Annotated in this window: 16 protein-coding genes and 2 tRNA genes; 6 read left to right on the top strand and 12 right to left on the bottom strand. The window is 61.1% G+C overall.

What is annotated here, in order from left to right:
* Complete coding sequence (locus ABD819_RS03955; protein ID WP_345121213.1) at positions 1-357, bottom strand: MGMT family protein; 357 nt, start codon at positions 355-357, stop codon at positions 1-3.
* Between the two features lie 183 nt (positions 358-540).
* Here ABD819_RS03955 and ABD819_RS03960 point away from each other — a divergent pair, with 183 nt between their 5' ends.
* From ABD819_RS03960 to ABD819_RS03975, 4 genes are all read left to right on the top strand, one after another.
* Entirely contained in the window at positions 541-1,758 is a 1,218-nt protein-coding gene (locus tag ABD819_RS03960) for an efflux RND transporter periplasmic adaptor subunit (protein WP_345121215.1), read from the top strand.
* A 30-nt stretch (positions 1,759-1,788) separates the two neighbouring features.
* Entirely contained in the window at positions 1,789-2,154 is a 366-nt protein-coding gene (locus ABD819_RS03965) for a four helix bundle protein (protein ID WP_345121217.1), read from the top strand.
* 32 nt (positions 2,155-2,186) lie between these two features.
* The gene (locus ABD819_RS03970) at positions 2,187-5,264 is read left to right on the top strand and encodes an efflux RND transporter permease subunit (RefSeq protein WP_345121220.1); all 3,078 of its coding nucleotides are present in this window, start codon (positions 2,187-2,189) and stop codon (positions 5,262-5,264) included.
* Between the two features lie 196 nt (positions 5,265-5,460).
* On the top strand, positions 5,461-6,837 hold the full coding sequence (locus tag ABD819_RS03975; RefSeq protein WP_345121222.1) for a TolC family protein: 1,377 nt from the start codon (positions 5,461-5,463) through the stop codon (positions 6,835-6,837).
* A gap of 359 nt (positions 6,838-7,196) precedes the next feature.
* Here the strand turns inward: ABD819_RS03975 and ABD819_RS03980 are convergent, their stop codons facing one another.
* The 9 genes from ABD819_RS03980 to mltG all read right to left on the bottom strand — a co-directional run bounded on the left by ABD819_RS03980 (position 7,197) and on the right by mltG (position 18,736).
* Positions 7,197-8,084 carry a T9SS type A sorting domain-containing protein gene (locus tag ABD819_RS03980; protein ID WP_345121224.1) on the bottom strand — a complete coding sequence of 296 codons (888 nt, stop codon included), beginning with the start codon at positions 8,082-8,084 and terminating at the stop codon, positions 7,197-7,199.
* A gap of 186 nt (positions 8,085-8,270) precedes the next feature.
* Positions 8,271-13,265, bottom strand: coding sequence for a beta strand repeat-containing protein (locus tag ABD819_RS03985; protein ID WP_345121226.1), 4,995 nt, complete (start codon positions 13,263-13,265; stop codon positions 8,271-8,273).
* Between the two features lie 282 nt (positions 13,266-13,547).
* Complete coding sequence (locus tag ABD819_RS03990) at positions 13,548-14,810, bottom strand: zinc dependent phospholipase C family protein (RefSeq protein WP_345121228.1); 1,263 nt, start codon at positions 14,808-14,810, stop codon at positions 13,548-13,550.
* Between the two features lie 100 nt (positions 14,811-14,910).
* A complete protein-coding gene (locus tag ABD819_RS03995; protein WP_345121230.1) occupies positions 14,911-15,378 on the bottom strand; it encodes a hypothetical protein in 468 nt (155 codons plus the stop codon).
* A 154-nt stretch (positions 15,379-15,532) separates the two neighbouring features.
* A tRNA-Ser gene (locus ABD819_RS04000) sits at positions 15,533-15,617 on the bottom strand.
* Positions 15,618-15,699: 82 nt separating this feature from the next.
* Positions 15,700-15,786: transfer RNA gene (locus ABD819_RS04005), tRNA-Ser, on the bottom strand.
* 113 nt (positions 15,787-15,899) lie between these two features.
* The gene (locus ABD819_RS04010; protein ID WP_345121232.1) at positions 15,900-16,886 is read right to left on the bottom strand and encodes a YihY/virulence factor BrkB family protein; all 987 of its coding nucleotides are present in this window, start codon (positions 16,884-16,886) and stop codon (positions 15,900-15,902) included.
* Between the two features lie 155 nt (positions 16,887-17,041).
* Complete coding sequence (locus ABD819_RS04015; RefSeq protein WP_345121234.1) at positions 17,042-17,533, bottom strand: acyl-CoA thioesterase; 492 nt, start codon at positions 17,531-17,533, stop codon at positions 17,042-17,044.
* Between the two features lie 120 nt (positions 17,534-17,653).
* On the bottom strand, positions 17,654-18,736 hold the full coding sequence (gene mltG, locus ABD819_RS04020; RefSeq protein ID WP_345121236.1) for an endolytic transglycosylase MltG: 1,083 nt from the start codon (positions 18,734-18,736) through the stop codon (positions 17,654-17,656).
* Between the two features lie 207 nt (positions 18,737-18,943).
* Here mltG and ABD819_RS04025 point away from each other — a divergent pair, with 207 nt between their 5' ends.
* The gene (locus ABD819_RS04025; RefSeq protein WP_345121238.1) at positions 18,944-19,576 is read left to right on the top strand and encodes an L-threonylcarbamoyladenylate synthase; all 633 of its coding nucleotides are present in this window, start codon (positions 18,944-18,946) and stop codon (positions 19,574-19,576) included.
* A gap of 103 nt (positions 19,577-19,679) precedes the next feature.
* Here ABD819_RS04025 and ABD819_RS04030 read toward each other — a convergent pair whose 3' ends face one another.
* Both ABD819_RS04030 and ABD819_RS04035 read right to left on the bottom strand, forming a co-directional pair.
* Positions 19,680-20,612: a lysophospholipid acyltransferase family protein gene (locus tag ABD819_RS04030; RefSeq protein ID WP_345121240.1), complete on the bottom strand. Its 933-nt coding sequence runs from the start codon at positions 20,610-20,612 to the stop codon at positions 19,680-19,682.
* Positions 20,609-21,478, bottom strand: a complete 870-nt coding sequence (locus tag ABD819_RS04035) for a hypothetical protein (protein ID WP_345121242.1) — start codon at positions 21,476-21,478, stop codon at positions 20,609-20,611. Before ABD819_RS04035 ends, ABD819_RS04030 begins: the two co-directional genes overlap by 4 nt.
* A gap of 213 nt (positions 21,479-21,691) precedes the next feature.
* Here ABD819_RS04035 and ABD819_RS04040 point away from each other — a divergent pair, with 213 nt between their 5' ends.
* A complete protein-coding gene (locus ABD819_RS04040; protein WP_345121244.1) occupies positions 21,692-22,342 on the top strand; it encodes a WbqC family protein in 651 nt (216 codons plus the stop codon).
* Positions 22,343-22,385: the final 43 nt, after the last annotated feature.

Below are 22,385 nucleotides of genomic sequence, written 5' to 3' on the forward strand. Positions count from 1 at the left end.
CTACCCCAACTCCACGGCGGGGTCCCAGAGCAACTCGCCGAAGTTCTGCACCCGGTCCTCCACCACGCGCACGCCTTCGGCTTCCAGGGCTTGCTGCATGGCGTCGGGGGTGGCAAAGTGCAGGCGGCCGGTGAGGTGGCCCAGGCGGTTGACCACCCGGTGGGCGGGCACGTACTGCCCGGCGGTGTGGGCGGCCATCATGGCGTAGCCCACGGTGCGCGCGCCGTGTCGGGCGCCCAGGTAGTGGGCAATGGTGCCATAGGTGCTCACGCGGCCGGCCGGGATGAGGCGCACGACTTCGTGCACATCCTGAAAGAAATTACGCGGCTCGGGCGAATTGGGGGCAGCTGGCTTCATCGGGACGAAGGTAGGGCCGGTCTACATGATATTGCCCTACGTCTATTTTTTGGGCAATTCGCGCAACCTTTCCCCCCCAAATCGGACTATAGAAGCTCTATTTGCCCAATCACGCGGCCGTATTGTTTACGGCGATGGAAAAGCGCCCCAACATCCATCGCCGTTCGCGCGTTCTCCCCAGTCATGAACTTGGAAAAATCACCCGTTGCGCCTCCCACTACCTGGGATACCACCTCCACGCCTGCCCCCACCGCCGCCCCCGTGCCGCCCCCGCTGCCGGACCCGGAAACGCCGGCTTCGGGTGGCCGCAGCTGGCTGGGCTGGCTGATTGCCGCAGTGCTGATTGCCGGGCTGGTTTTCGTCAAAATCAAGTACTTCCCCAGCCCTACGGGCGACGATAAAAAGGGCGGCGGTGGCAAAGGCGGTGCTGCTAAAGGCGGCCCCGGTGGCAAAGGTGGCGGACAGCGCCTAGCCGTGCAGGTATACGTGGTGAAAGCCACCAGCCTCACCGACGAAGTAGCCGCCACCGGCTCGGTGCTGGCCGAAGAATCGGTCATTATCAAAAGTGAGCTGTCGGGCAAAATCACCAGTCTTAACATTAAGGAAGGGCAGGCGGTAAGCAAAGGCCAGCTGCTGTTCAGCATCAACGCCGATGAAGCGCAGGCGGCAATTCAGAAGCAGCAATACAACATCAAGCTGTTTCGTGACCAGGAAAAGCGCCAGCGCACGCTATTAGATAAGGAGTACATCAGCGCCCAGGAATACGAGCAGTCGAATAACCAGCTGCTCACGGCCCAGGCCGACCTGCAGGCCCTGCGCGCCACCCTGGCCAAAGCCTATGTGCGGGCCCCCTTCGCGGGTGTGCTGGGCCTGAGCACCGCCACCGTGGGCACCTACGTGAGCCCGGGCGCCGAAATCACAACCCTTTCGAAAGTGCGGCCGGTGAAGATTGACTTTGCCGTGCCCGGCCGCTTCGCCGCCAGTGTGCGGGCCGGCGACGTGGTGAGCGTGCTCGACGAAACGACCAATAAGAAGTACGACGCCAAGGTCTACGCCATCGACCCCCAGATTGACCCCGTGAGCCGCACCCAGCCGGTGCGCGCCCGCTTCGCCAACACCAACAATGAGCTGCGCCCCGGGGCCTTCGTGCGCGTGAACCTGCAGTTGGGCGAAACCGAGTCGGCGCTGCAGATTCCTACCGAATCGGTGATTCCGGAAGCCAGCGGCTACAGCGTGTACACGGTGAAAAACAACAAGATGGTGCCGAAGAAAGTAAAAATCGGCATTCGCTCCGACAAGGTTATTCAGATTACCAGCGGCCTGGCCGTGGGCGACTCGGTATTGCGCACCGGCATTTTGCAGGCGAAGCCAGGCGACGCGGTTGTGATAATTAAGAATTAATAATTATTAATTAAGAATTCGGCCTGGCTGATGAAAGAAGATAATATTATTCTTCAAAAAAGCTACGCTTTTGCCGTTCGCATCGTGCGACTCAGTCAGTTTTTGGTAAAAGAGAAACACGCGTTTCAGTTGGCCGACCAAATACGCCGGAGCGGTACATCTATAGGAGCAAACGTTGAGGAAGCTGTTGGCGGGCAGTCGCGCAGGGATTTTATTTCAAAGTGCAGTATTGCTTATAAAGAAGCCCGCGAAACCCATTACTGGTTACGCCTACTGCGTGACACGGATTATTTACAAATTCCCCAAGCAGACTCTTTACTGGTTGACTGCGAAGAATTATTGAAAATATTAACGGCCATCATCCGTTCCTCGAAACCCGAAATCTCCAATTCTTAATTATTAATTCTTAATTATTAATTAAAAAGAGCATGAGTTTATCCTCAACTAGCATCAACCGGCCGGTGCTCGCCATCGTGATGAGTCTGGTCATTATCATCTTTGGCGTAATCGGCTTCCGGTACCTCAGCATTCGGGAGTACCCGAGCGTGGACCCGCCTATTATCACGGTGTCGGCTAGCTACACTGGCGCTTCGGCCGACGTGATGCAGAGCCAGGTAACCGAGCCGCTGGAGGAAGCCCTAAACGGCATTGCCGGCATCAAGAACCTGACCTCGAACAGCCGCGACGGCCGCACCCAGATTACGGTCGAATTCGACCTCGATGCCGACCTGGAAAGCGCCGCCAACGACGTGCGCGACAAGGTAGCGGGGGCGCAGGGCCGCCTGCCGCGCGACATCGACCCGCCCGTGGTGAGCAAGGCCAACGCCGACTCGCAACCCATTGTGCTCACCTACCTGGGCAGCACCAAGCGCACCCTGCTGGAACTTACTGACTACGCCAACAACACGCTCAAGGAGCGGATTCAGACCATTCCCGGCGTGTCGGAAGTGCGGGTGTACGGCGAGCGCAAATACTCGATGCGGCTGTGGCTCGACCCCGTGAAGCTGGCCGCCCTGCGCGTGAGCCCGGTGGACGTGCAGGCCGCCCTGACGCGCGAAAACGTGGAGCTGCCCAGCGGCGCGGTGCAGGGCCAGAGCACCCAGCTCACGCTGCGCACCATGGGCCGACTTAGCTCGGTGAAAGACTTCAACAACCTGATTATCCGCAAGGATGCGGTGTCGCTGATTCGCTTGTCCGACGTTGGCTACGCGGAATTATACCCCGAAAACGAGCAGACCATCTTCCGGGTGAACGGGGTGCCGGGCGTGGCCCTGGCCGTGATTCCGCAGCCCGGCTCGAACCAGATTGAGATTGCCGATGCCTTCAACAAACGGCTGGAGCAGTACGGCAAGGACCTGCCGCCCGACCTGAAGCTGCAGCCGGCCATCGACAACTCCATCTTCATCCGCGACTCCATTCGTGAGGTGGAGCACACCATCATCGAGGCCTTCGTGCTGGTGGTGGTCATCATCTTTTTGTTTTTGCGCGACTGGCGCTCCACGCTCATTCCGGTGGTGGCCATTCCGGTGTCGCTGGTGGGCATCTTCTTCGTGATGTACCTGCTCGATTTCTCCATCAACGTGCTGACTTTGCTGGCCATCGTGCTGGCCATCGGCCTGGTGGTGGACGATGCCATCGTGGTGCTGGAGAATATTTACAGCCGCATTGAGGACGGCGAGGACCCGAAAACGGCGGCCACCAAGGGCACCGAGGAAATTCTGGTGGCGGTGGTGAGCACCACGGTGGTGCTGGCGGCGGTGTTTCTGCCGGTGGTGTTTCTCACGGGCATCACGGGGCGGCTGTTCCGCGAGTTCGGCATCGTGGTAGCGGGCTCGGTGCTGATTTCGGCCTTCGTTTCGCTCACCCTCACGCCCATGATGTGCTCGAAGCTGCTGAAGCGCCAGGAAACCCACAACTGGTTTTACCGCAAAACCGAGCCCTACTTTGAGCGGCTGATAAACGCCTACCAGGGTAGTTTGAAGACGTTTTTGAACAACCGCTGGCTGGCCTGGGTGATGATAGCCGTGACGGGCGGCAGCATCTGGTTTTTTATGCGCACCATTCCCGCCGAGCTGGCCCCGGTGGAGGACCGCAGCCGCGTGAGCGTGAACGCCACCGGCCCGGAAGGCGCCTCGTTCGAGTTCATGGACGCCTACATGGCCCAGGTGACGAAGCTGGCGCTCGACTCGGCCGGCGCGGGCCTGAGCAGCGTGTTCACCGTGACCTCGCCGGGCTTCGCTGGGGGCTCTAACTCGGGCATCGCCCGGGTGCTGCTCGTCAACGCCGACGAGCGCACCCGCACCCAGGACGACGTGGCCAAAACCATGACCAACGGGGTGAAGCAACTCTCGGCGGCCCGCACCTCGGTGTCGCAGGACCAGAGCATCGGCTCGGGCGGCGGGGGCGGCCTGCCGGTGCAATTCGTGGTGCAAACGCAGAATTTTGAGAAGCTGCGCGAGGCCGTGCCCAAGTTTCTGGACGCGGCCCGACAGGACCCCACCTTCCAGTTCGTGGACGTGAACCTGAAGTTCAACAAGCCCGAGCTGCGCGTGAACATCGACCGCGAAAAGGCTCAGAGCCTGGGCGTATCAGTCCAAAGCATCTCGCAAACGCTGCAATCGGGCCTGAGCGGGCAGCGCTACGGCTACTTCATCCGCAATGGCAAGCAGTACCAGATTATCGGCCAGGTGGCCCGCGAAGACCGCAACCAGCCGCTCGACGTGCGCCTGCTGTCGGTGAAAAACAACCTGGGCGAGTTGGTGCAACTCGACAACGTCATTCGGCTCGAAGAAAGTAGCACGCCGCCCCAGCTCTACCGTTTCAACCGCTACAACTCGGCCACGTTCTCGGCCTCGCTCTCGCCCGGCAAAACCCTCGGCGACGGCATTGCGGCCATGCGCGCCATCGCCGACAAGAGCCTCGACGACACGTTTTCAACCGAGCTATCGGGCGCCTCGCGTGACTTCGAGGAAAGCTCCTCTTCCCTTCTCTTCGCCTTTGGCCTGGCCCTGGCGCTGATTTACCTGGTGCTGGCCGCGCAGTTTGAGAGCTTCCGCGACCCGATTATCATCATGGTGACGGTGCCGCTGGCCCTGTCCGGCGCGCTGCTCAGCCTGTGGTACTTCAACCAGACGCTGAACCTGTTTTCGCAAATCGGCATCATCATGCTGGTGGGTCTGGTGACGAAAAACGGTATTCTCATCGTGGAATTCGCCAACCAGCGCGTCGAGAAGCACAACGTGGATTACATGACGGGCCTGATTGAAGGGGCTACGGCCCGCTTCCGACCTATTCTGATGACGTCGCTGTGCGCCATTCTGGGCATTTTGCCCATTGCCATCGCCACTGGCGCGGGCGCGCTCAGCCGCCGGGCCATGGGCATTGGCGTGGTGGGCGGGCTGTTTTTTGCCACCGGCCTCACCTTGTACGTCGTGCCGGTGATGTATTCCTATTTCGCCACCGCTAAAAAGCACAAGCCCAAAGTTGCTGAGGCAGCCGTGGCGTAACTCCCCTCCTTACCAAGGAGGGGACGCTGGCGCGAAGCGACAGCTGGGGTGGTTGGGGCGTTGCACGACACCCGAACGACTCGCAGGAACAAAGCAGTCGCGAGCCGTTCAACGCCCTAATCACCCCAGTTTCAGCCTTGCTGAAACATCCCCTCCTTGGTAAGGAGGGGAGTATGATGTTCCGAATTCCTCTTGCATGAAAGCCTTTCTCTTTCTTTTCCTATTACCGCTCATCAGCGTAGGCCAGCGGGCCCCGGCACGGCCGTTCACCAGGCAGCAGCTCGCCAAGCCGGCCACGGTACCCGCCGCGCCGCCGCTTTCTTTGCAGGAAGCCATTGCCACGGCCTTGCAGCACAACTACGGCATCCTGCTTTCGCGCCGCGATGAGCAAATTGCGGGCAACAACGTGACGCGCGGCAATGCCGGCCAGCTGCCCTCCCTCACCGGCAACCTCACCCGGACGTTCAATAACAACAACATCAACCAGCGCTTTGGCGGCAACGAGCCACGCACCATCAACGGGGCCACGTCCAACAACCTGAACACGAACGTAACGCTGGGCTGGACGATTTTCGATGGCTTCGGTATGTTCATCGCCTACGACCGGCTGAAAACCCTGCGCCAGCGGCAACAGCAAATAACCCGCGCCACGGTGGAAGAAACCGTGGAAACCGTGACCAACGCCTACTACGACGTGGTGCGCCAGGCCGGCAAAATCACCTCGCTCGAGGAAGCCCTCAAAATCGGGCAGGCCCGCATCGACCTCACCCAGGCCCAGGTAGAGGTGGGCGTGAGCGCCAAGGTGGAAGTCCTCACCGCCCGGGTGGACTACAACGCCGACCGCAGCCTGCTGCTGCAACAGCAACAGGCCCTGACCGCCGCCAAAATCACGCTCAACAACCTGCTCGGCCGCACCCCGCGCCTCGACTTCGCGCCCTCCGATAGCCTGGTGGTGACGCGTGACCTGCGCGAGGAGGTGGTGACGGCCGGCATCAAGGCCAACAACCCGCGCCTGGCCCAGGCCCGGCTGGGCGTGGATGTGGTGACGTATGACCGCAAGCTCACTCGGGCGGCGCGCTTTCCGCAGGTCGGACTGGTGTCAGGCTATGGCCTCAATCGCAACATCAACAACGCCGCTTTCGCGGGCACCGTCCTCACCACCAGCACCAACCAGGTGCAGGGCCTGAACTACGGCGTCACGGCCTCAATGCCCATCTTCGACGGCTTCAACCTGCGCCGCCTGGAACAAAACGCCCGCGTAGCAGAAGAGCAAAGCCAGCTCAGCCTCGACCAAACGGCCCTTCGGCTCGATGCCGATGCCGCCACGGCCTTCGCGCAGTACCAGAATTTCCTGCAGCTGCTCGACCTCGAAGAAACCAATATCCAGCTGGCCCGCCAAAACGTGGACATTGCCCTGGAACGCTACCGTCTGGGCCTGCTCACGCCCCTGGCCCTGCGCGAGGCCCAGCGCAACGAGCTGGCCGCCGAAACCCGCCTATTGGACATCCGCTACGCGGCCAAACAGGCTGAAATCGCCCTGCGCCGTCTCAGCGGCGAATTGGTACGGGGGTAGCCGGGGCTGTCATTGCGAGCGCAGCGCGGCAATCCGTCCTGTCAAAACCAGACATTTTCTGAAACGACAATCCCCGGTACTGCGCAGTACCTTTTCCTTGCCCACATTTAGCAGGTTGAACGGTCTGGTCTGACCGCCCCAGGCGGTCTGACCGGTTGAAGCAACAACGATTTCGGTTCAGCGACAACCGGTCAGACCGCCTGGGGCGGTCAGACCGGAGCAACGACCCCGGATGTGGGTAAGCACAAAGCAGTACGCAGTGTCGGGGCTTAGCTTCGCTGACCTTTAGTTGTCACGTTTTAAGGTTAGTCGCTGAGAACAGGACGGATTGCATCGTTGTGCCTCCTCGCAATGACAGGCTATTCCTTCACAAACCGCTTGGTCTCGCTCGCGCCTTTGGTGGTGATTTTGTAGAAGTACGTGCCCGCGGGCAGGTCATGTAAATCGAGCTGCTGCGTGTGAGGGCCTTTTTCCACCTTCGTATCCGATACCACGGTGCGCAGCCTGGTGCCATTGCTATCGAGCAATTCTACCGTAACGGGGCCGGCTTTTCTCACTTCGTAGTTGAGCTGGCTGGTGGCGGCCGCCGGATTGGGGTACACGCTGGTGATGCCCACGCTGCGCTCGGCCGGGCTGGTGGCAGCGGCGGTGGGGTCCATCAGCAGAAACTTAGCGGGCTTGAATAACCGCCGCAAACCGTCGGGCTGGTGCTTGCGGCCGCCAGCAGCGGCCACGGCCTGCTGCTGCTCGGGCGTGGCTTTACTGGTGATAATGGCTTTGATATCGGCAGCCCACTTTTCTTTATGGGGCTGAATTTCCCGGGCCAGCTGCGCGATGGGCGCATCGTACTTCTGAGCCATCTGGGCCACGCTCAGCATGATGCTCCGGGCCTGGAAACGCAGCTGCTGCACCTGTTGCTGCGAAGCCTCGGTAAGGGTGGGGCGGCCGGCTCCGGGCTGGTCCTGCCCAAGCTGCCGGCGCAGGGCCTGACCCTGGGTTTTGAGGGCCTGCAGCTGACTGCGGTAGGCAGCCAGCTGGGTACGGTCGGCGGGGCTGAGCTGGGGCTCCAGCTTCTGGCGCTGCTGCCGCAGCACGGGCAGTATGTTGGCGGCGAAATAAGCGCGGATTTCGCGGCGCAACGGCTGGTCGGCGCGCTGGTGGCGGCCACCCCGGGCCACGCCGGCCACGGTAGCGAGCAGCACAACCAGCAAGAGCAGGCTCAGAAATTTTGGGGTAGTCGATTTCATAACATTCAATGGAAAGGCCGATGCAGCATCCTATTTTACAAGGCTATGGATGCGTCGGAGGGTTGAAAGTTTAAGAAGCAGAGCGAAAAAATACACGGCCTTGCTTCACTGTACCTCCCCATTCAAAACGCAAAAGAGGCCGCCCCTAGTGGGAGCGGCCTCTTTTCTAATTGCCTGGTGCAATGGTTATTCCAACACCACTTTGCGCACTACGGGGGTGCCGTCCACGTTCAGGCGCAGGGTATACACGCCCGCCGCGAGGCCGCGCACATCAAACGTTGCGTCGATGCCCTGGCCGGCGGGGGCCCGCAGCGTGCGGGTCTGCACCGTTTGGCCCAGGGCGTTGAGAAGCGTGGCCGATACGGCCGCCTTGCTACTCAGCAGCGGCAGCTGCACCCGGAACGAGCCCGAAGTTGGGTTTGGGAAGAGCTGGATTTGGGCCGCCAGGGCTTGGGCGGCACTATTAGCCAGCACCCCGGCAGCGCGGAACTCCAGGGTGAAGCGGCCGGGAGCCGTGGTTCCATTGAGGGTGAAGGCGTACGTGCTGCCAGCGGTAAGTACCGTGCGGGTGCTGGTCAGGGCATCAATCAGCGCAACGGTGCCGGTGAAATTGGCCACGTTCGCCGCATCGAAGGTGTAGGTGCCGGCCTGCGGCACGCTTACCGCCAGCGGAACCAGCACGGCGCTGTTGCCCAGCACCGGCAGGCCATTGATGGCCATTTCGTGACTGGCGGCCAACGTGGTTACGTTGAGGCCGCTGGGGTTGGCCAGCTTCGTGGCATCGTATTCAACGTCGCGGCCCGCCGTGGCTCCGGCTTCGAAGTACACATAGGTTTCATCGAGGCCGGCGGCGGTGCCGCGCAGCTGCAATTGCAGCTGGGGGCGGCTGTCGGCCGTGCCGCGGCCAAAAGTGGGCTCGGAGCCGAAGGTGGTGACGCGGTTGGCATTGGTCAGGTTCACCGAACCGTTCGTGCCAACCGCCGCAACCCGCACGAAGTAGCCCGCCGCCGTAGGAATCAACGACGAAGCCCCGATGCCGTTGGCGAAGCTGCGGTAGCCGCCGCCGTACTGGCCGCTGCTCTGAAACACGTACATAGCGGCATCCATGCCGGGGCGCTGGGCCGGCGTCACGGTGCTCCAATCCAAGGGCGCGGGGTACGGGTTGCCAAGGAACTGCCAGCCCGCCTGCGCATCGGCGCCGCGGCTAAGGGTGCCGGAATTCACTAAACCCGTGATTGGACTTCCGACAAAGTCTACCAAGGCTGCATTGGGGGCATTTGCGGTGTAGCCGCGGCCTGTTTGCATCACGTCGTTTGCAGCGGGCGAGAACCAGCCTTTATCAAAGCTTCCGTAGGTAGAAGTCACAGTGGCAATCCGGCCCTGGTCGTAGCCAAACACCGTCGGGAAGGGCGTTACCGTGCTGGGCGTCGGACTGGTGTTGTAGGTTGTGTTGTACACCGGCGTGAACCCGGGGGCAGTGAGGTCGCTCAAACCGATGGTAATCACCGGCGTCGAGTAGTGGCGGTAGCCAATGGGGTTGCTGCTGCTGATATAGCGCTGCACCGTCAGCGGGCCCACCATGTTACCGGCCCCGTGGTCGAGCACGGCCGTGCCGCTGGCCGAGGATAGCAGCGTCAGGGTTAGGCCATTCGTGGCCAATGTTCCCGAGCTCAGGGTCAGTTGCTGCGCCACGCCTATTGGGTTGGTGAGCGTCACGTTGAGGCCGCCACTAAGCAAGCCGCGCACCTGGGCCGGCAGGCCGTTGCCCGTCACCTGCGGCTGGCCACCAAGGTAGGCGTAGGTGGCATCGGAGCTGTAGCTGCGGGTACCGGTCACCTGAATCAGGCCGGAAGCACCGCTGGCCGTGATGCCCGCCGCGTCGCAGATATCGAGGCGACCACCGGCTTGCAGCACGAAGTTGCCGGGGCCGTCCACCGTTTTAATGTTGCTGGTCGCGCTCTGGCAATTGCCGCTGAGCACCCCGGCCACCGTGAGCGTCCCGTTGACGGTGAGGATGCTCGTGAGGGTAGCGATGCCGGTGCTGGTCACGGTCACATTGTTGTAGGTGCCGCTCACATTCTGGGCGTTGCTCACCGTCAGGTTCGTAAGCGTGCCCTGGCCGCTCAGGTTGATGAGGTAGGGGTTATTGCTCTGGCTGTTGTTTGGGATGCTAACGCTGCCCGTAGCCGTGCCCGGCGCGGTGGGCAAAAACGAGAGGCCGAACGTGGCCGTGCCGCTAGGGGCCACCGAAGTGGGCTGTGTGCCGCTCAAAAAGTATGGCCCGGTCAGTACGAACGTGCCGAGGGTGAGGGCATCGGTCGTGCTGGAGTTCGAAATCGTGAACGTAACCGGGCTCGAAGCGGTGGATACAGGGCTGGAGAACCCGCTGTAGGTACCGCCGTTCGAAATAGCCGTACCGGCCTGGCTCACCGCAATCAGCGGATTAGCGGCAGCCGGCACGCCCGTTCCGCTCAGGTTGAGCTGGAAGCTGGCGTTGCCGTTGGCCGCGTCGCTGGTGATGCCAATGGTCCCCGATTGCGGGCCGGTGCCTACCACGTAAGTCACTGTTATCGTGGCAGTCCCGCCATTGGCAGCCACCGTGGCCGGCGTGGTAAAGGTCTGGAAATTGAATACCGTCGGGTTCGTGGCCACCACGCTGCTGATGGTGAGCGGGTCGGGGCCCGAATTAGTCAGCGTGAATACCGCCGTTTGGGTAGTGCCGGTGGTCTGGCTGCCGAAGCTGTAGCTGGGGTTGGCTCCGTTGGCGATGGGCGTAGCGCCCTGCGTCACGGTCAGGGCCGGAGCCGCCGCCAAGGTCGTGAAGCCGATGCTGGCGGCGCTGGAAGTAGCTCCGGCCGCGCAGTTGCTCACGATGTTCACGGTGTAGGCCGTGCCGGGCGTCAGGCCCGAGAGGCTCACCGACGTAGCGGCTGCCGTCAGGGTCCGGGTAGTCGTCACCGGCGTGGTCGTCACAGTGTAGCCATTGACCGCCGAGGCGCTGCCCGTGAAGCTCACCGTGGCCGAGTTGCTGGTAACCGCGCTGGCGGCCAGGGCCGTGGGGGCGTTGCACGGGGCGGCGGTGAAGTCACTGATTTGCAGGTCGTCGATACTGATACGCGGGTTCGCCCCAGCCGTAAGGTTGGTCGACGAAAGGCGCAGCCGCACGTTGCCGGCCACGTTCAGCGTGAAGGCATAGGCTGTGAGCGTACTGGTGAGCGCGGGCGGCGTCCCGGTAACCGTGTAGTTCGTCCCGCCATCAGTCGAGTATTCCAGCACGAAGCTTGGTCCCGAGTCAGTGCCGTACAGCGCGGCATTCACCGTCACCACGCCGGCTCCGGTGGTTTTATCGAAGTTCATGACCAGGGTCCCGCCGCCGCGCAGGCGCACGCTCTGGGCATTATTCTTTTTATCGCTGGCATCGTTGTTCAGCAGCAGTCCCTGAAACAGGTTCCAGCTCCCGGTGGTGAGGGCCACCGCCGTGCCGCTGGCCGCAGTAACGTAAGTCGACTGGGTGGCTGCTTCGAAGGGCTCAAAGAAGCCAGCCGGCGGCGTAGTGGCCGTTATGCTCACGGTGTTCGAGGTACCGCCGGGCGTGGTCACGCTCACTGGGAAGGCACCGGCACTGGGGGCCACAATGCGCACCGTAACCGAAGTAGCCGATACCGCGCTGGGCGTGAGCGTGCCGCCGTTGAAGTTGACGGTTGAGCCCGTGAGGTTGGTGCCCGTGAGGATAACGGGCGAGGAAATGCCCACCAGCAGGCTGGTCGGGCTGGCCGAAGTCAGCGTGGGTACGGGCGTTACACCGGTGCCGTTCAGGGTGATGGAGTAGCTGGGCGTGCCCTGGCTGTTGTTGGCGATGACGACGGTACCCGTGCGGGCACCGGCGGCCGTGGGGGTAAAGGTCAGGTCGAAGGTGGCCGTGCCGCCGTTGGCTGCCACCGTGGTCGGAGCCGTGCCACTCACGGCAAAGTTGCCGGTAGTAGTAATGCCGGTGATGGTCAGGGCATCGGTGGTGCTGGCGTTGGTGATGGTGAACGAAACAGCCGGCGAGGTGCTGCCCACGAAGGTGCTGGCAAAACCCGGGAAAGTGCTGCCGCTGGCATAGGCCGTACCAGCCTGGCTCACGGCAATCAGCGGATTGGGAGTGATGGCCACGGCCTGCGCGCTCAGATTGATGACGTAGGTGCCCTCGTCCGCGTCGTCGTTGGCGATGGTCACCGTACCCGTACGGGTGCCGGCGACGGAGGGCGTAAACGTCACGTTGAAAGTAGCCGTGCTGTTAGCGGCCACCGTGGCAGGCACGGTACCGGTCACGCTGAAATCGCCGGTCGCGGCAATACCGCTGACGTTGAGCACGGTGCCGCCCAGGTTCTCAATAATAAACGTCTTGACGTCGGTGCTGCCAATGGTGGTGCTGGCAAAACCGCTGTAGGTGCTGCCGGTGAGGTAGGTGGTGGTACCCTGCTTCACGTTGATTTCGGCCGGGGTGGCGGCCCCGCCGCAGGGTGCCAGCGTCGTGCTCATATTTCGGGGGGCCGGCGACGTGCCGTTGGCAAAGTCGGCACTGTTGACGTTGGTGTCGGTGCAGCCCGCGCCCGCGCGCAAAAGTGCCGTCGCGGTGCTGGTGGGGGCCGGCGCGACCGCGCCCTCGAAGGTGTTGCCCGTGCCGTAGCCCACAAAGTCCACCACGTTAGCGGAAACGGTGCCGGGCGCCGTGAACGTGACCGTGGTCGAGTTGTTAGCCAGGAAAATCTTAGCGCCCCCGTTGGCCACGCTGGGCGAACCGCTGGTAGGAGTAAGAGGGGTTACCTGGTCAACAGCGGGCGTGGTCAGGGCCGCGCCAACCGTGCCAGCTGTGCCCGTCAAAACCGAATAGTATTGTCCGGGTGCCAGGGTGATGCCCGTCGGGATGGCGATAGTACCCGAAACCACTGTTCCAGTGGCCGAGGCGTACTGAATGGAGTAGCCGCCGATATTGACAGCCGCCGCCGAGCGGTTAAAAATCTCCACGTAGTCACGGGCGTAGGATGTACCAACGGCTCCGCTACCGCCGCCCGCATATACCTGGCTGATAACGACGGTGGTACTCTGCCCCCTACCCGCCAGCGGCAGCAGAAAAAGCAACAAACTCAGCAGCCGCACCCAGCGGAATGACTGCCCCTTCGTGTAAAGTGTATGCATAAACAGTGAGTGATTGATTGATTGATGGTGGGAAATAAAAATGAAACAACAATACCGAAAACCTCCCTCCCGAATGACCGCAGCAGGCGGCCTTCAGCCAGGCGAAATTATACCAATGAAAACCATACAGGAGCATGTTTTTCAACTCGCCTGCATAGTCTCGTGAAAATGCCTTTCAGCAAGGTAGGCAAAAAAAGCGCGCCTGTTCAGCCCCACCGCACAACTGGCCGCAATCCTATCTGCTACCCGCTTATTATCATTGTGTGAACCCAGCGCGGGCCCCTACTTCAGCGCCCGCAGCTGCTCCAGGGCCTCCTGGGTTTCCCTGGGCTTGTTCCGTTCCAGCTCCTCCGCCGAGGCCGGATTTTTGGGCTGGGTGCCGTAGAAAGTCAGAATATTCTGCCGGGCGATAGGGTTGAGATTTTCGAACTTCCTGGCCGCGAGCTTGCGCAGCCACTCCCCGTAGGTTTCATCGGCCAGCGGGTACTCGCCCGCGCGGGTAGGATGGCCGGTATCGAAGTCCTCATTGGCCAGGGCCAGGGGCTCGGCGGCGGTGTCGGCGGGCTGCCGGGCCACGTTGGCGCAGTACTTGGCCATCACCGTCCGGAAGCTGCTCCGGAAAAACTGCTGCGCTTCGGGCGTGGGCAGCTTGAAGGCAAACGGCTTGAGGGGCCCAATCTTGGGTAGAATCCGAATGAAGTACGAGATGATGCGGGCCCCAAAGCCGGGCTTCTCGTACTCGTTGCCGTACTCCTTGCGAAACTGCTTGGGGCTGTTGCGCTGCAGGTAATCGCGGCGGTGGGCACCGGGGCTCAGCTTCTTGATATCCTTGCGCTTGTAGTGCCACGCCGAGCGGGCCGCCGTCGGAATCAGCTGGCTCACGGCAAAGCGGAAGCTGGCAATACTCAGGTCCACATTCACGATGACCTGGCCCAGCTCCAGGCCATAGGTTTGCAGAAAAGCCCGCTCCAGCACCGCCTTGCTCACCTGAAACCCGATTTTCTGGTGGTAGTCCTGGGTGTGGTACTTGCCGCTGGCCAGCTGCACCACATCGAAGGCGAACTCCAGCTGCGTGTGCTGCTTGGGAGCCTGATGGTAGGTAATGACATCACCAAATTTGGCCCGCAGCTCCGGATACACCGATGCCATGGCCCGGTTGGTGCCTTCGGGGTGGCCGCTGATGTCCGCTTCATAGTGGGCCAACGCCCCCAGGGAAAAGGCGTAGTCGTTGCGGTCATGCGACTGCCGGATGAGGTTGCGCACGAAATCGCCCGACCGCACATAGTGCGTCAGGTTCGTAAACAGCGCCGAGCCAAACGGATAGTAGCCCATATCCTGAATAATGGCCCCGCCGTAGGCGTAGGCTTTGGCATCCAGGAGCTGCTCGGGCGTGGTGCCGGGATAGCGCCGCAGAATGGCCGGCACCAGGCAGCGCTCCCAGGTCGAGTCGATGTTGGCCTGGTGAGTGAGTACCGAGTAGGCAGCCGCCGGACGGGCCGCCAGCACCATCAGCACCACCAGCAAAAGGGAATGTAAGCGCAACATGAAATAATGGATAAGCACAGCGTTGGCTGCTTGCAACGGCAAACTACTCTTTACCGTTGCGCCCGGCCGCCCGGTCCAACAGCCAATCCTCTTCGCCAGATTATAGCAGCCCCGCAACACCCTTCACATTCAGCCGGGCAAACTTCTGCACGCGGGCAAATTTGGCCATTGCTTCCTCCAGCTCCTCATCCCTGGGCAGCGGAGTTGGCACCTGAGTCAGCAGCCGCTCAAAGACGGAGGCGGCAATATCCATGTACCCAAGCAGTAGAAGGTACAGCTGCTTCTTTTCGTCTTCGGCGTAGCCCTTCACCCGGATGGCCTTGGTAAGCGTATCGAGTTGGGTGGTTTCGTCGGTAAACAGGTCGCGCAGGGCGCTACGGCGCTGCCCATACTCCTGTAGCTCGTCGGCGCTGGCGGCCGAAGCGGCAAATGGGAAACTTCCATTTGCGAAAGCCACCGCTCTGGCAAAGGCCGTTTCGGCGGCGTACACCGTGGCCAGGTGCTTTTGCAAACTGGTCCACAGTCCAGTCCGGGCTTTGTCGAAGGTGCTGGGGCTGGTCTCGCTCATGGAAAGGGAAGTTAAAGTGGCGTGCTGTAAAAGTATGGGAGCAGGTCGCCAATTCGGACTTTCGCCTCCCTAAGTCACCTTTTTTAAGGCCGCTTTTTACACATCACCCTGAAAAATCAAAACCCCGTTTCCAGGCTGGAAACGGGGTTTATTGTAGAGAGCGAGGGATTCGAACCCCCGGACCTGTTACAGTCAGCGGTTTTCAAGACCGCCGCAATCGACCACTCTGCCAGCTCTCTGGAAAAGAATTATAAATTATAAATTTTGAATTATAAATTGACAGCTTGCAATTTATAATTCAAAATTTATAATTGAAAAAAGTAGAGAAGGGGGGATTCGAACCCCCGATACCGTTGCCGGTATAACGGTTTTCGAAACCGTCGCATTCGACCACTCTGCCACCTCTCTAACAGGCTCCCCGAGTGATTGGGGAGTGCAAAAGTAGCAAGGAATAGGGTATGAAAGACTAGGTGTGAAGAATTTTTCGGAATTTTTCTGCTATCGCATTCACAATCAATTCCTCATTTTTCTTTCTCATTCTTCTCTGCGCGAAGCATTTCCTGCATCATCAGCCGGCGGCGACCGGTGATGGCGTCCATGCTCACGTTCACCTCGAAGCCGATGATAAGGGTCATGCACACGAATTCGAGCCAGACCATGAAGCCCACCAATGCCCCAATGGAGCCGTAAAATGTGTTGTAGGAATCGAAAATGCGCACGTAGAGCGTGAATAGAAACGAGACCAGGAAGATGAGCAGCGTGGCCACGATGGCCCCCGTCGACACCAGCGGCCATTTGTCGTGCACGGGCGGCACGAAGTAATAAATCACGCACGTCGTGCTCAGAAATAACCCCACCAGCGAGCCGTAGCGGATAAGCGTCAGCACCAGACCGGTAAACCGCTCGGGCACGATTTCATAAAACACCAGCCCATCAATCAGGTAAGTACCGAAGAAGATGCCGGCAATGGCCAGCACCAGAATCAGCGACAGCACGAACGTGAGCGCCGTGGCAATCATGCGCTTGCGCAGGTAGCTGCGGTGCTTAAACCACGGGTACTTTTTCTCGAAGGCATCGAGCAGGGCCATGATGCCGTTGGAGCTGAGCACCAGGGCCGTACCGAAGCCGAAGGACAGCAAGCCGCCGTGCGGGATGTTCACGATGTCCTCAATGGTAGAAGCCGTTGCCGCGTACAGCTCGCGCGGCATAAAATCGGCCAGGAACTGCAGGATATCCACGTTCAGGTTCGGTACGGGGATGTACGGAATGAGCGTGAACAGGAAAATAATGGTCGGAAACAGGGCCACCGTGAGGTTGAAGGCCATGTAGGCGGCGCGCTTCTCCAGGCTATCAAGGCGCAGCTCTTGCAGAACGCGGTCGAGCACGTCGTAGAGCGAGGCCTGGCCGCCGGGCAGCCGCAGCCGCTTCAGGCCCACAATCAGCCGCCGGTACGGCCGTTGCTGGCGCACATCGGGGAAGCGGGCACGGCGAAGAGCGGGCGTTTTCAAGGAGGGTTGAGGGTTAAGGGTTGGCCGTCATGCTGAGCTTGCCGAAGCATCTCTACCGCGTAACTAACTCAATCGATTGGAATACTAATGAGGTAGAGATGCTTCGGCTGCGCGGACACCAGATGAGCATGACGTTCTGGTTTAGTCCTTTCAACTCACTTTCCAAAGGCGGCCGGCGCGGGCGCATCGGGCGGAACAGCGCCGGGCGTGGGCAGCACCGGGCTATCAAATTCATCTTCACCAAAATACGGCAGCAGCCGCTCCTGAATGTTTACGGGCATGGGCACGGGCCGGCCGGTGGTGGTAGCCACAAACACCATCAGCGTGTGGCCTTCGGTGAGCAAGTCCCCGGTTTCGTTGTAAATCTCATACTCAAACAGCACGCGGGCACCCTCGGGCGGCTGGCGCAGTAAGAGCCGCACGGTCAGCAGGTCGTCGTAGCGAGCCGGGCGGCGAAAGCGGGTGCGGATTTCACCAACCGGCATGCCCACGCCATCGGCCTCCAGCTCCTTGTAGCTGATGCCGAGCTTGCGGAATGCCTCGGTGCGGGCCACCTCAAAATACGCCGCGTAGTTGCCGTGATAGACGTAGCCCATCTGGTCGGTTTCGGCGTAGCGCACGCGGATTTGGATATCGGAGGTGTACATATTGATAGCTAAAACGTCATGTCGAGCGTAGCCGAGACATCTCGCTCGAATCGTTGCATCGACAGGATTACTGCTGCACGCGAGATGTCTCGGCTACGCTCGACATGACGCTCTGTTAAGTTACTTAATTCCGGCCCGGTTCAGCGCGGCCTGGTAGCGCCGTGCATTCATAATGTGCTCCCGCTCATTGGGGGCAAAGGCGTGGTAGCCGCTAAAATCCTCCTTGGCGCAGAAATAAAGGTAGTTATTGCTCTCCGGCTTCAGCACGGCGTCGATGCTGGCGATGCTGGGCAGGTTGATGGGGCCGGGCGGCAGGCCGGCGTATTTGTAGGTGTTGTAGGGCGAATCCTTTTGCAGATGTACGTTGAGCACGCGCTTGATGGTGAAGTCGCGGTTGGCGTAGACGACCGTTGGGTCGGCCTGCAGCTTCATGCCTTTTTTCAAGCGGTTGAGGTACACGCCCGCGATGCGGGGGCGCTCGTCGGCATGCTGCTGCTGCTCGGCTTCCACGATGCTGGCCAGGGTGCTCACCTGGGCGCGGGTGAGGTTGAGCTTCTCGCGCCGGGCGTCGCGGGCCGGGGTCCAGAACTTCTCATATTCCTTCTTCATCCGCTTCATGAGGTTGTCGGCGGAGGTGTTCCAGTACAGCTCGTAGGTGTTCGGGATGAACATGCTGAGCACGGTAGTGGTGTCGAAACCCAGGCTGCGGGTGTAGCTCGGGCTGCTCAGCAGCGAGTCAATCTGGGCGGGGCGGGCATCAATCTGGTTCGAGAGCTTATCGGCCAGCTCGCGGCGCAGGCGCACGTTGGTGAAGGTGAGCTTGAGCGGCGACTGCAGGCCGGCCTTGAGCACGTTGACGAGCTGGCGGTTGGTGTAGCCGTCCTTCAGCTCGTAGCGGCCGGGCTTCACGTGGGCCGGATACTTCATGAGCTTGGCCACGAAGTGCAGCGAGAGCTTGTCGACCACCGCGCCGGTGGCGTCAATAGTTTTTAGGGCCGCCTGCCAGTCGTCGTCGCGGTGCACCACCACGTAGGTGGGCTTGCCTTTGGTTTCGATGTTGGCGGTGAAGAACACCTGATAAAAATAATAGGAGAAGCAGACCAGCGCGAGCGTGAAGACGACGCTCACGGTGGCCCAGCGCCGACGACGTTTCAGGGCTTGGTCGCGGCGTTCGATGACCGACATTTTGGCGGGTTGGGACATGGGGACTGGGGAGAATATCGGGGAGGCGGCGTCAAAAGTACGAACGGCCGCAACCCCGGGGCCTAAGTTGCGTCCTGTTTGCTCCATTTCGGCCGGGCGTAGTACCTTGCCCGCATCTTTGGGCCGGCCGCCAGCTTCTGGTAGCCGCTGGCCGGCGGCCACCGGCCGTTTTCCCCCTCCTTGTTATATCAACCTCCAGCTCCTTATATGCCCGCCACTCTTCTTCGCATTCACCCCGAAAACCCGCCTCATAACCGCATTCAGCAAGCCGTTGACGTATTGCGCAAGGGCGGTGTCATCATTTACCCCACCGACACCGTGTACGGCATCGGCTGCGATGTAACCAATGCCAAGGCCGTTGAAAAGGTGTGCCGCATCAAGAAGCTCTTCCCCGAAAAGGCCAACCTGAGCTTCATCTGTCACGACTTATCGCACATTTCCGACTATGCCCACGGCATCACTACGGAAACCTATAAAGTCATCAAAAAAGCCCTACCCGGCCCGTTCACCTTCATTTTTGAGGCCAGCAGCAACGCTCCGCGCTTCGGCGGCACCAAGCGCAAGACCGTCGGCATTCGGATACCCGATAACCAGATTATCCTGCAATTGGTGAAGGAGCTGGGCAACCCCATCGTGAGCACCTCAGTGCGCGAGGACGAAAACACCATCGATGAGTACGTGACCGACCCGGACCTGATTTTCGAGAAATACCGCATGCTGGTCGACCTCGTCATCGACGGCGGCTTCGGCAATAACGTGCCCAGCACTATCATCGACTGCACCAACGACGACTTCGAGCTCATCCGCCAGGGCGCCGGCGACATTGAGCAGTATTTGTAATAGCCGAGCCGCGACCCTACGCTCAACGAATCAGCCCCGATGCCTTTACTGGCATTGGGGCTATTTCATTAAGCACACAGCACTAGCGGCACTAGCCCCGCTCCTACTCGCCCAGGCTGCGCTGGTGTTTCCAGCGCCGATGCGTCCACAGGTACTGCTCGGGCGAGGCGCGCATGTCCTTCTCCAGCTGCCGGGCGAAGGCTTCCGCAATGGGAAACGTGCCATGTGGGGCACTGGCCACCGTACGGCTGTCGGGCATTTCAGTGAACGTGACTTCGTAGTACCCGCGCCGCACCCGGCGGATACCAATGTACAGCACGACGCAATTGAACTGCGTGACCAGCCGGTCGGCGCTGGAATAAAAGCTGGTATCCTGGTTCAGGAAGGTCGTCCAATACGGCCGGTCCTCGGGGCCGGCAGCCTGGTCGGTGAGCAGGCTGAGGGTACAGCCGTAATTCTTATGGGCTACCAGATAGCGCAACGTGGCCGGCATGGGCACGGCATCGGCCCCCAACCGAGTGCGCAGCCGGCGCGTGAAGTGCTCAAAAAACGCATTGTTCAGCGGCTTGTACACGCCCGCCGCCCGGCCTGGAAACTCCAGGGCCGCGCCGTTCAGCAGCCACTCCCAGTTGCCCATATGCGAGCCCAGCGAGAGCACCAGCCGCTGCTCGGCAAACGGCTGGGCCATCAGCTCAGGATTGGTGAAGTGCATGCGCGGGGCCAGCTCGGCAGGGCTGATGGTCGCCATCTTCAAGATTTCGACTATCACCTGCGAAAAGTGCCGGTAGAAAGCCTTGCCAGTGCGCTTTACCTCCGCCGGGCTCATTTCCGGAAAGGACCTGCTCAGGTTCTGCTGCAACACCCGCCAGCGGTAGCGCACCACGTAGGTCAGCAGAAAGTAAATACCCTCGCCCAACCCGTAAAGCACCGGCATGGGCAGGCGCGACAGGCCCAGCAGCGCCCACCGCAGGGGCTCGTAGTACCAGGCGTAGGGGCGTTTGGCACCCGGCAACCTGGCGGTGCTAGCCGTGCTCATCGGGGTATGGCGGCTCCGGCCGGCGCATAGTCGGCGGCACTGCGCTCGCCGATGGCCCGGTGCCCGGCCAGCAGCTTCTTGTTGCCCGGCCCCCCATACACCTCAATAAACAGCGTGAACGGCCCATCGGGCAGCGGCCCCGCTGGCAGCTGCCCGACCACGGTGGTCGGCCGGCCGCTCTGGGGCGTGAGGGTGGCGTCGGCATCGGCGGCCGAGCCGTCGGGCGTGGTGAGGTGGTAATGCACGCGCAGGGGCTGGCCAGCGGGCGCGTTGTGCAGCTCGGTATAGAAAAAAACAGTTTCGGCCCCGCGGCCGTAGCCGCCGCCGGGTGTGCGGGTGAGCCGGTAGCCGCCCCGGGCAAAATTGTCGTCGCCCCCACTGCGGGCGGCGGGGCGCGCTAGCAGTACCACGTCGGTCAGAAACACCCCGGCGGGGCCTTCCACCACCAGCGGCTTCTCCACGGTGGTTTCGCCGTTGGCGGCGCTATACAGGTCGCGCACGGTACCGCGCAGCGTGTATTTCCCATCGGGCAGCATGATGCGCTTGAGAAAGCTCTGCGGATTTTTGATGGCAATGGTGGTGTCCGTGAGCACCGGCGGCTTGAGGGTAATGACCTCCCGATAAGCCGGTTTGCCGTCGGCTTTCAAAATTTCCAGCGTGACCGTAGCCGCCGACTGAAACGAGCGGGGGGCCCGCTGCCGGTAAGTAAGCGGCTGGGTGGGCACGGTCACGTAGATTTCGACTTCGCCGCCCTTCTCCACCTTATTCAGGTTTCGAAAGCGGGCGACATCGAGCAAAATCTGGGGCGGGGCTGCCTGAGCGGCCAGCGCGCTAAGGGCAATGAGCAGGAGGAAGAGGAAGCGCATGGAACAAAAGTAAGGCCGGGGCCACGGCAGCCCGCCCGATAGAACGCGAAAGCTCCGCTACTGGTGGCACGTGCGCAGCATAATTCGGCTACGGCCCGGCCGGTGGCGAGGAGGGCCGCATATTTGCGTCTTGTCAATAATTCGATGAGCCAGGGCGTTTCGCAGCCCCGCTGGCTCATCGGTAACGGCGTCCGGCTGCCTTTATCCGAATCAATGATTATTCTCACCGAACTCCATTACCACCCCCCGGCCGCACTCTTCGCCGAGCTGCTCCGGGCCGATGGCTTGCTGCTGGAAGCCCAGGAGCACTACCGCAAGCAAACCTACCGCAACCGCTGCCTTATTCGCACGGCGCAAGGCGTGCAGCCCCTCACCGTGCCGGTAATCGACGGCAACCGGGCCGAAAAAGTGACGGCGGCGGCCATCGAAATCGACTACCGCCAGAACTGGATTCACCGGCACTGGCGCACCCTGCAAACTGCCTACGGCAATAGTCCGTACTTTGAGTACTACGCCGACTACTTCCACGATATTTACGTAGGTAAGCCGGCGCTGCTATTCGACCTCAACCGGCAGTTTCTGCTTTTATTATTGCGCTGCTTTCGCCTCACGCTCCCCGTCCAGCTCACTACCGAATACTACGCCCACTACCCGCCGGGCCAGCTCGCGGCTGATTCAATCCTTGACAGACGCGACTGGCTGACACCCAAAACTGCTTCCCAATCCCCGAAACCTGACACTCCGGCAGTTCAGTCCCTGGTCCTGCCCTACCCCCAGGTATTTGGCCCAGGTTTTGAGCCGGGGCTGAGCGTGCTGGACTTGTTGTTTTCGCAAGGGCCGGCTGCCGGCAGCTTTTTGCGGTAACCTGCGTATTTCTGCCGACGTTAGTATCACCTGAGTGCTTACC

It is taken from the genome of Hymenobacter antarcticus, from assembly GCF_039539545.1.
Lineage (GTDB): Bacteria > Bacteroidota > Bacteroidia > Cytophagales > Hymenobacteraceae > Hymenobacter > Hymenobacter antarcticus.

Excerpts from the sequence above, each read along its gene's own strand:
- ABD819_RS03955 (WP_345121213.1), bottom strand. The coding sequence starts at position 357 with ATGAAGCCAGCTGCCCCCAATTCGCCCGAGCCGCGTAATTTCTTTCAG.
- ABD819_RS03960 (WP_345121215.1), top strand. The coding sequence starts at position 541 with ATGAACTTGGAAAAATCACCCGTTGCGCCTCCCACTACCTGGGATACC.
- ABD819_RS03965 (WP_345121217.1), top strand. The coding sequence starts at position 1,789 with ATGAAAGAAGATAATATTATTCTTCAAAAAAGCTACGCTTTTGCCGTT.
- ABD819_RS03970 (WP_345121220.1), top strand. The coding sequence starts at position 2,187 with ATGAGTTTATCCTCAACTAGCATCAACCGGCCGGTGCTCGCCATCGTG.
- ABD819_RS03975 (WP_345121222.1), top strand. The coding sequence starts at position 5,461 with ATGAAAGCCTTTCTCTTTCTTTTCCTATTACCGCTCATCAGCGTAGGC.
- ABD819_RS03980 (WP_345121224.1), bottom strand. The coding sequence starts at position 8,084 with ATGAAATCGACTACCCCAAAATTTCTGAGCCTGCTCTTGCTGGTTGTG.
- ABD819_RS03985 (WP_345121226.1), bottom strand. The coding sequence starts at position 13,265 with ATGCATACACTTTACACGAAGGGGCAGTCATTCCGCTGGGTGCGGCTG.
- ABD819_RS03990 (WP_345121228.1), bottom strand. The coding sequence starts at position 14,810 with ATGTTGCGCTTACATTCCCTTTTGCTGGTGGTGCTGATGGTGCTGGCG.
- ABD819_RS03995 (WP_345121230.1), bottom strand. The coding sequence starts at position 15,378 with ATGAGCGAGACCAGCCCCAGCACCTTCGACAAAGCCCGGACTGGACTG.
- ABD819_RS04015 (WP_345121234.1), bottom strand. The coding sequence starts at position 17,533 with ATGTACACCTCCGATATCCAAATCCGCGTGCGCTACGCCGAAACCGAC.
- mltG (WP_345121236.1), bottom strand. The coding sequence starts at position 18,736 with ATGTCCCAACCCGCCAAAATGTCGGTCATCGAACGCCGCGACCAAGCC.
- ABD819_RS04025 (WP_345121238.1), top strand. The coding sequence starts at position 18,944 with ATGCCCGCCACTCTTCTTCGCATTCACCCCGAAAACCCGCCTCATAAC.
- ABD819_RS04030 (WP_345121240.1), bottom strand. The coding sequence starts at position 20,612 with ATGAGCACGGCTAGCACCGCCAGGTTGCCGGGTGCCAAACGCCCCTAC.
- ABD819_RS04035 (WP_345121242.1), bottom strand. The coding sequence starts at position 21,478 with ATGCGCTTCCTCTTCCTCCTGCTCATTGCCCTTAGCGCGCTGGCCGCT.
- ABD819_RS04040 (WP_345121244.1), top strand. The coding sequence starts at position 21,692 with ATGATTATTCTCACCGAACTCCATTACCACCCCCCGGCCGCACTCTTC.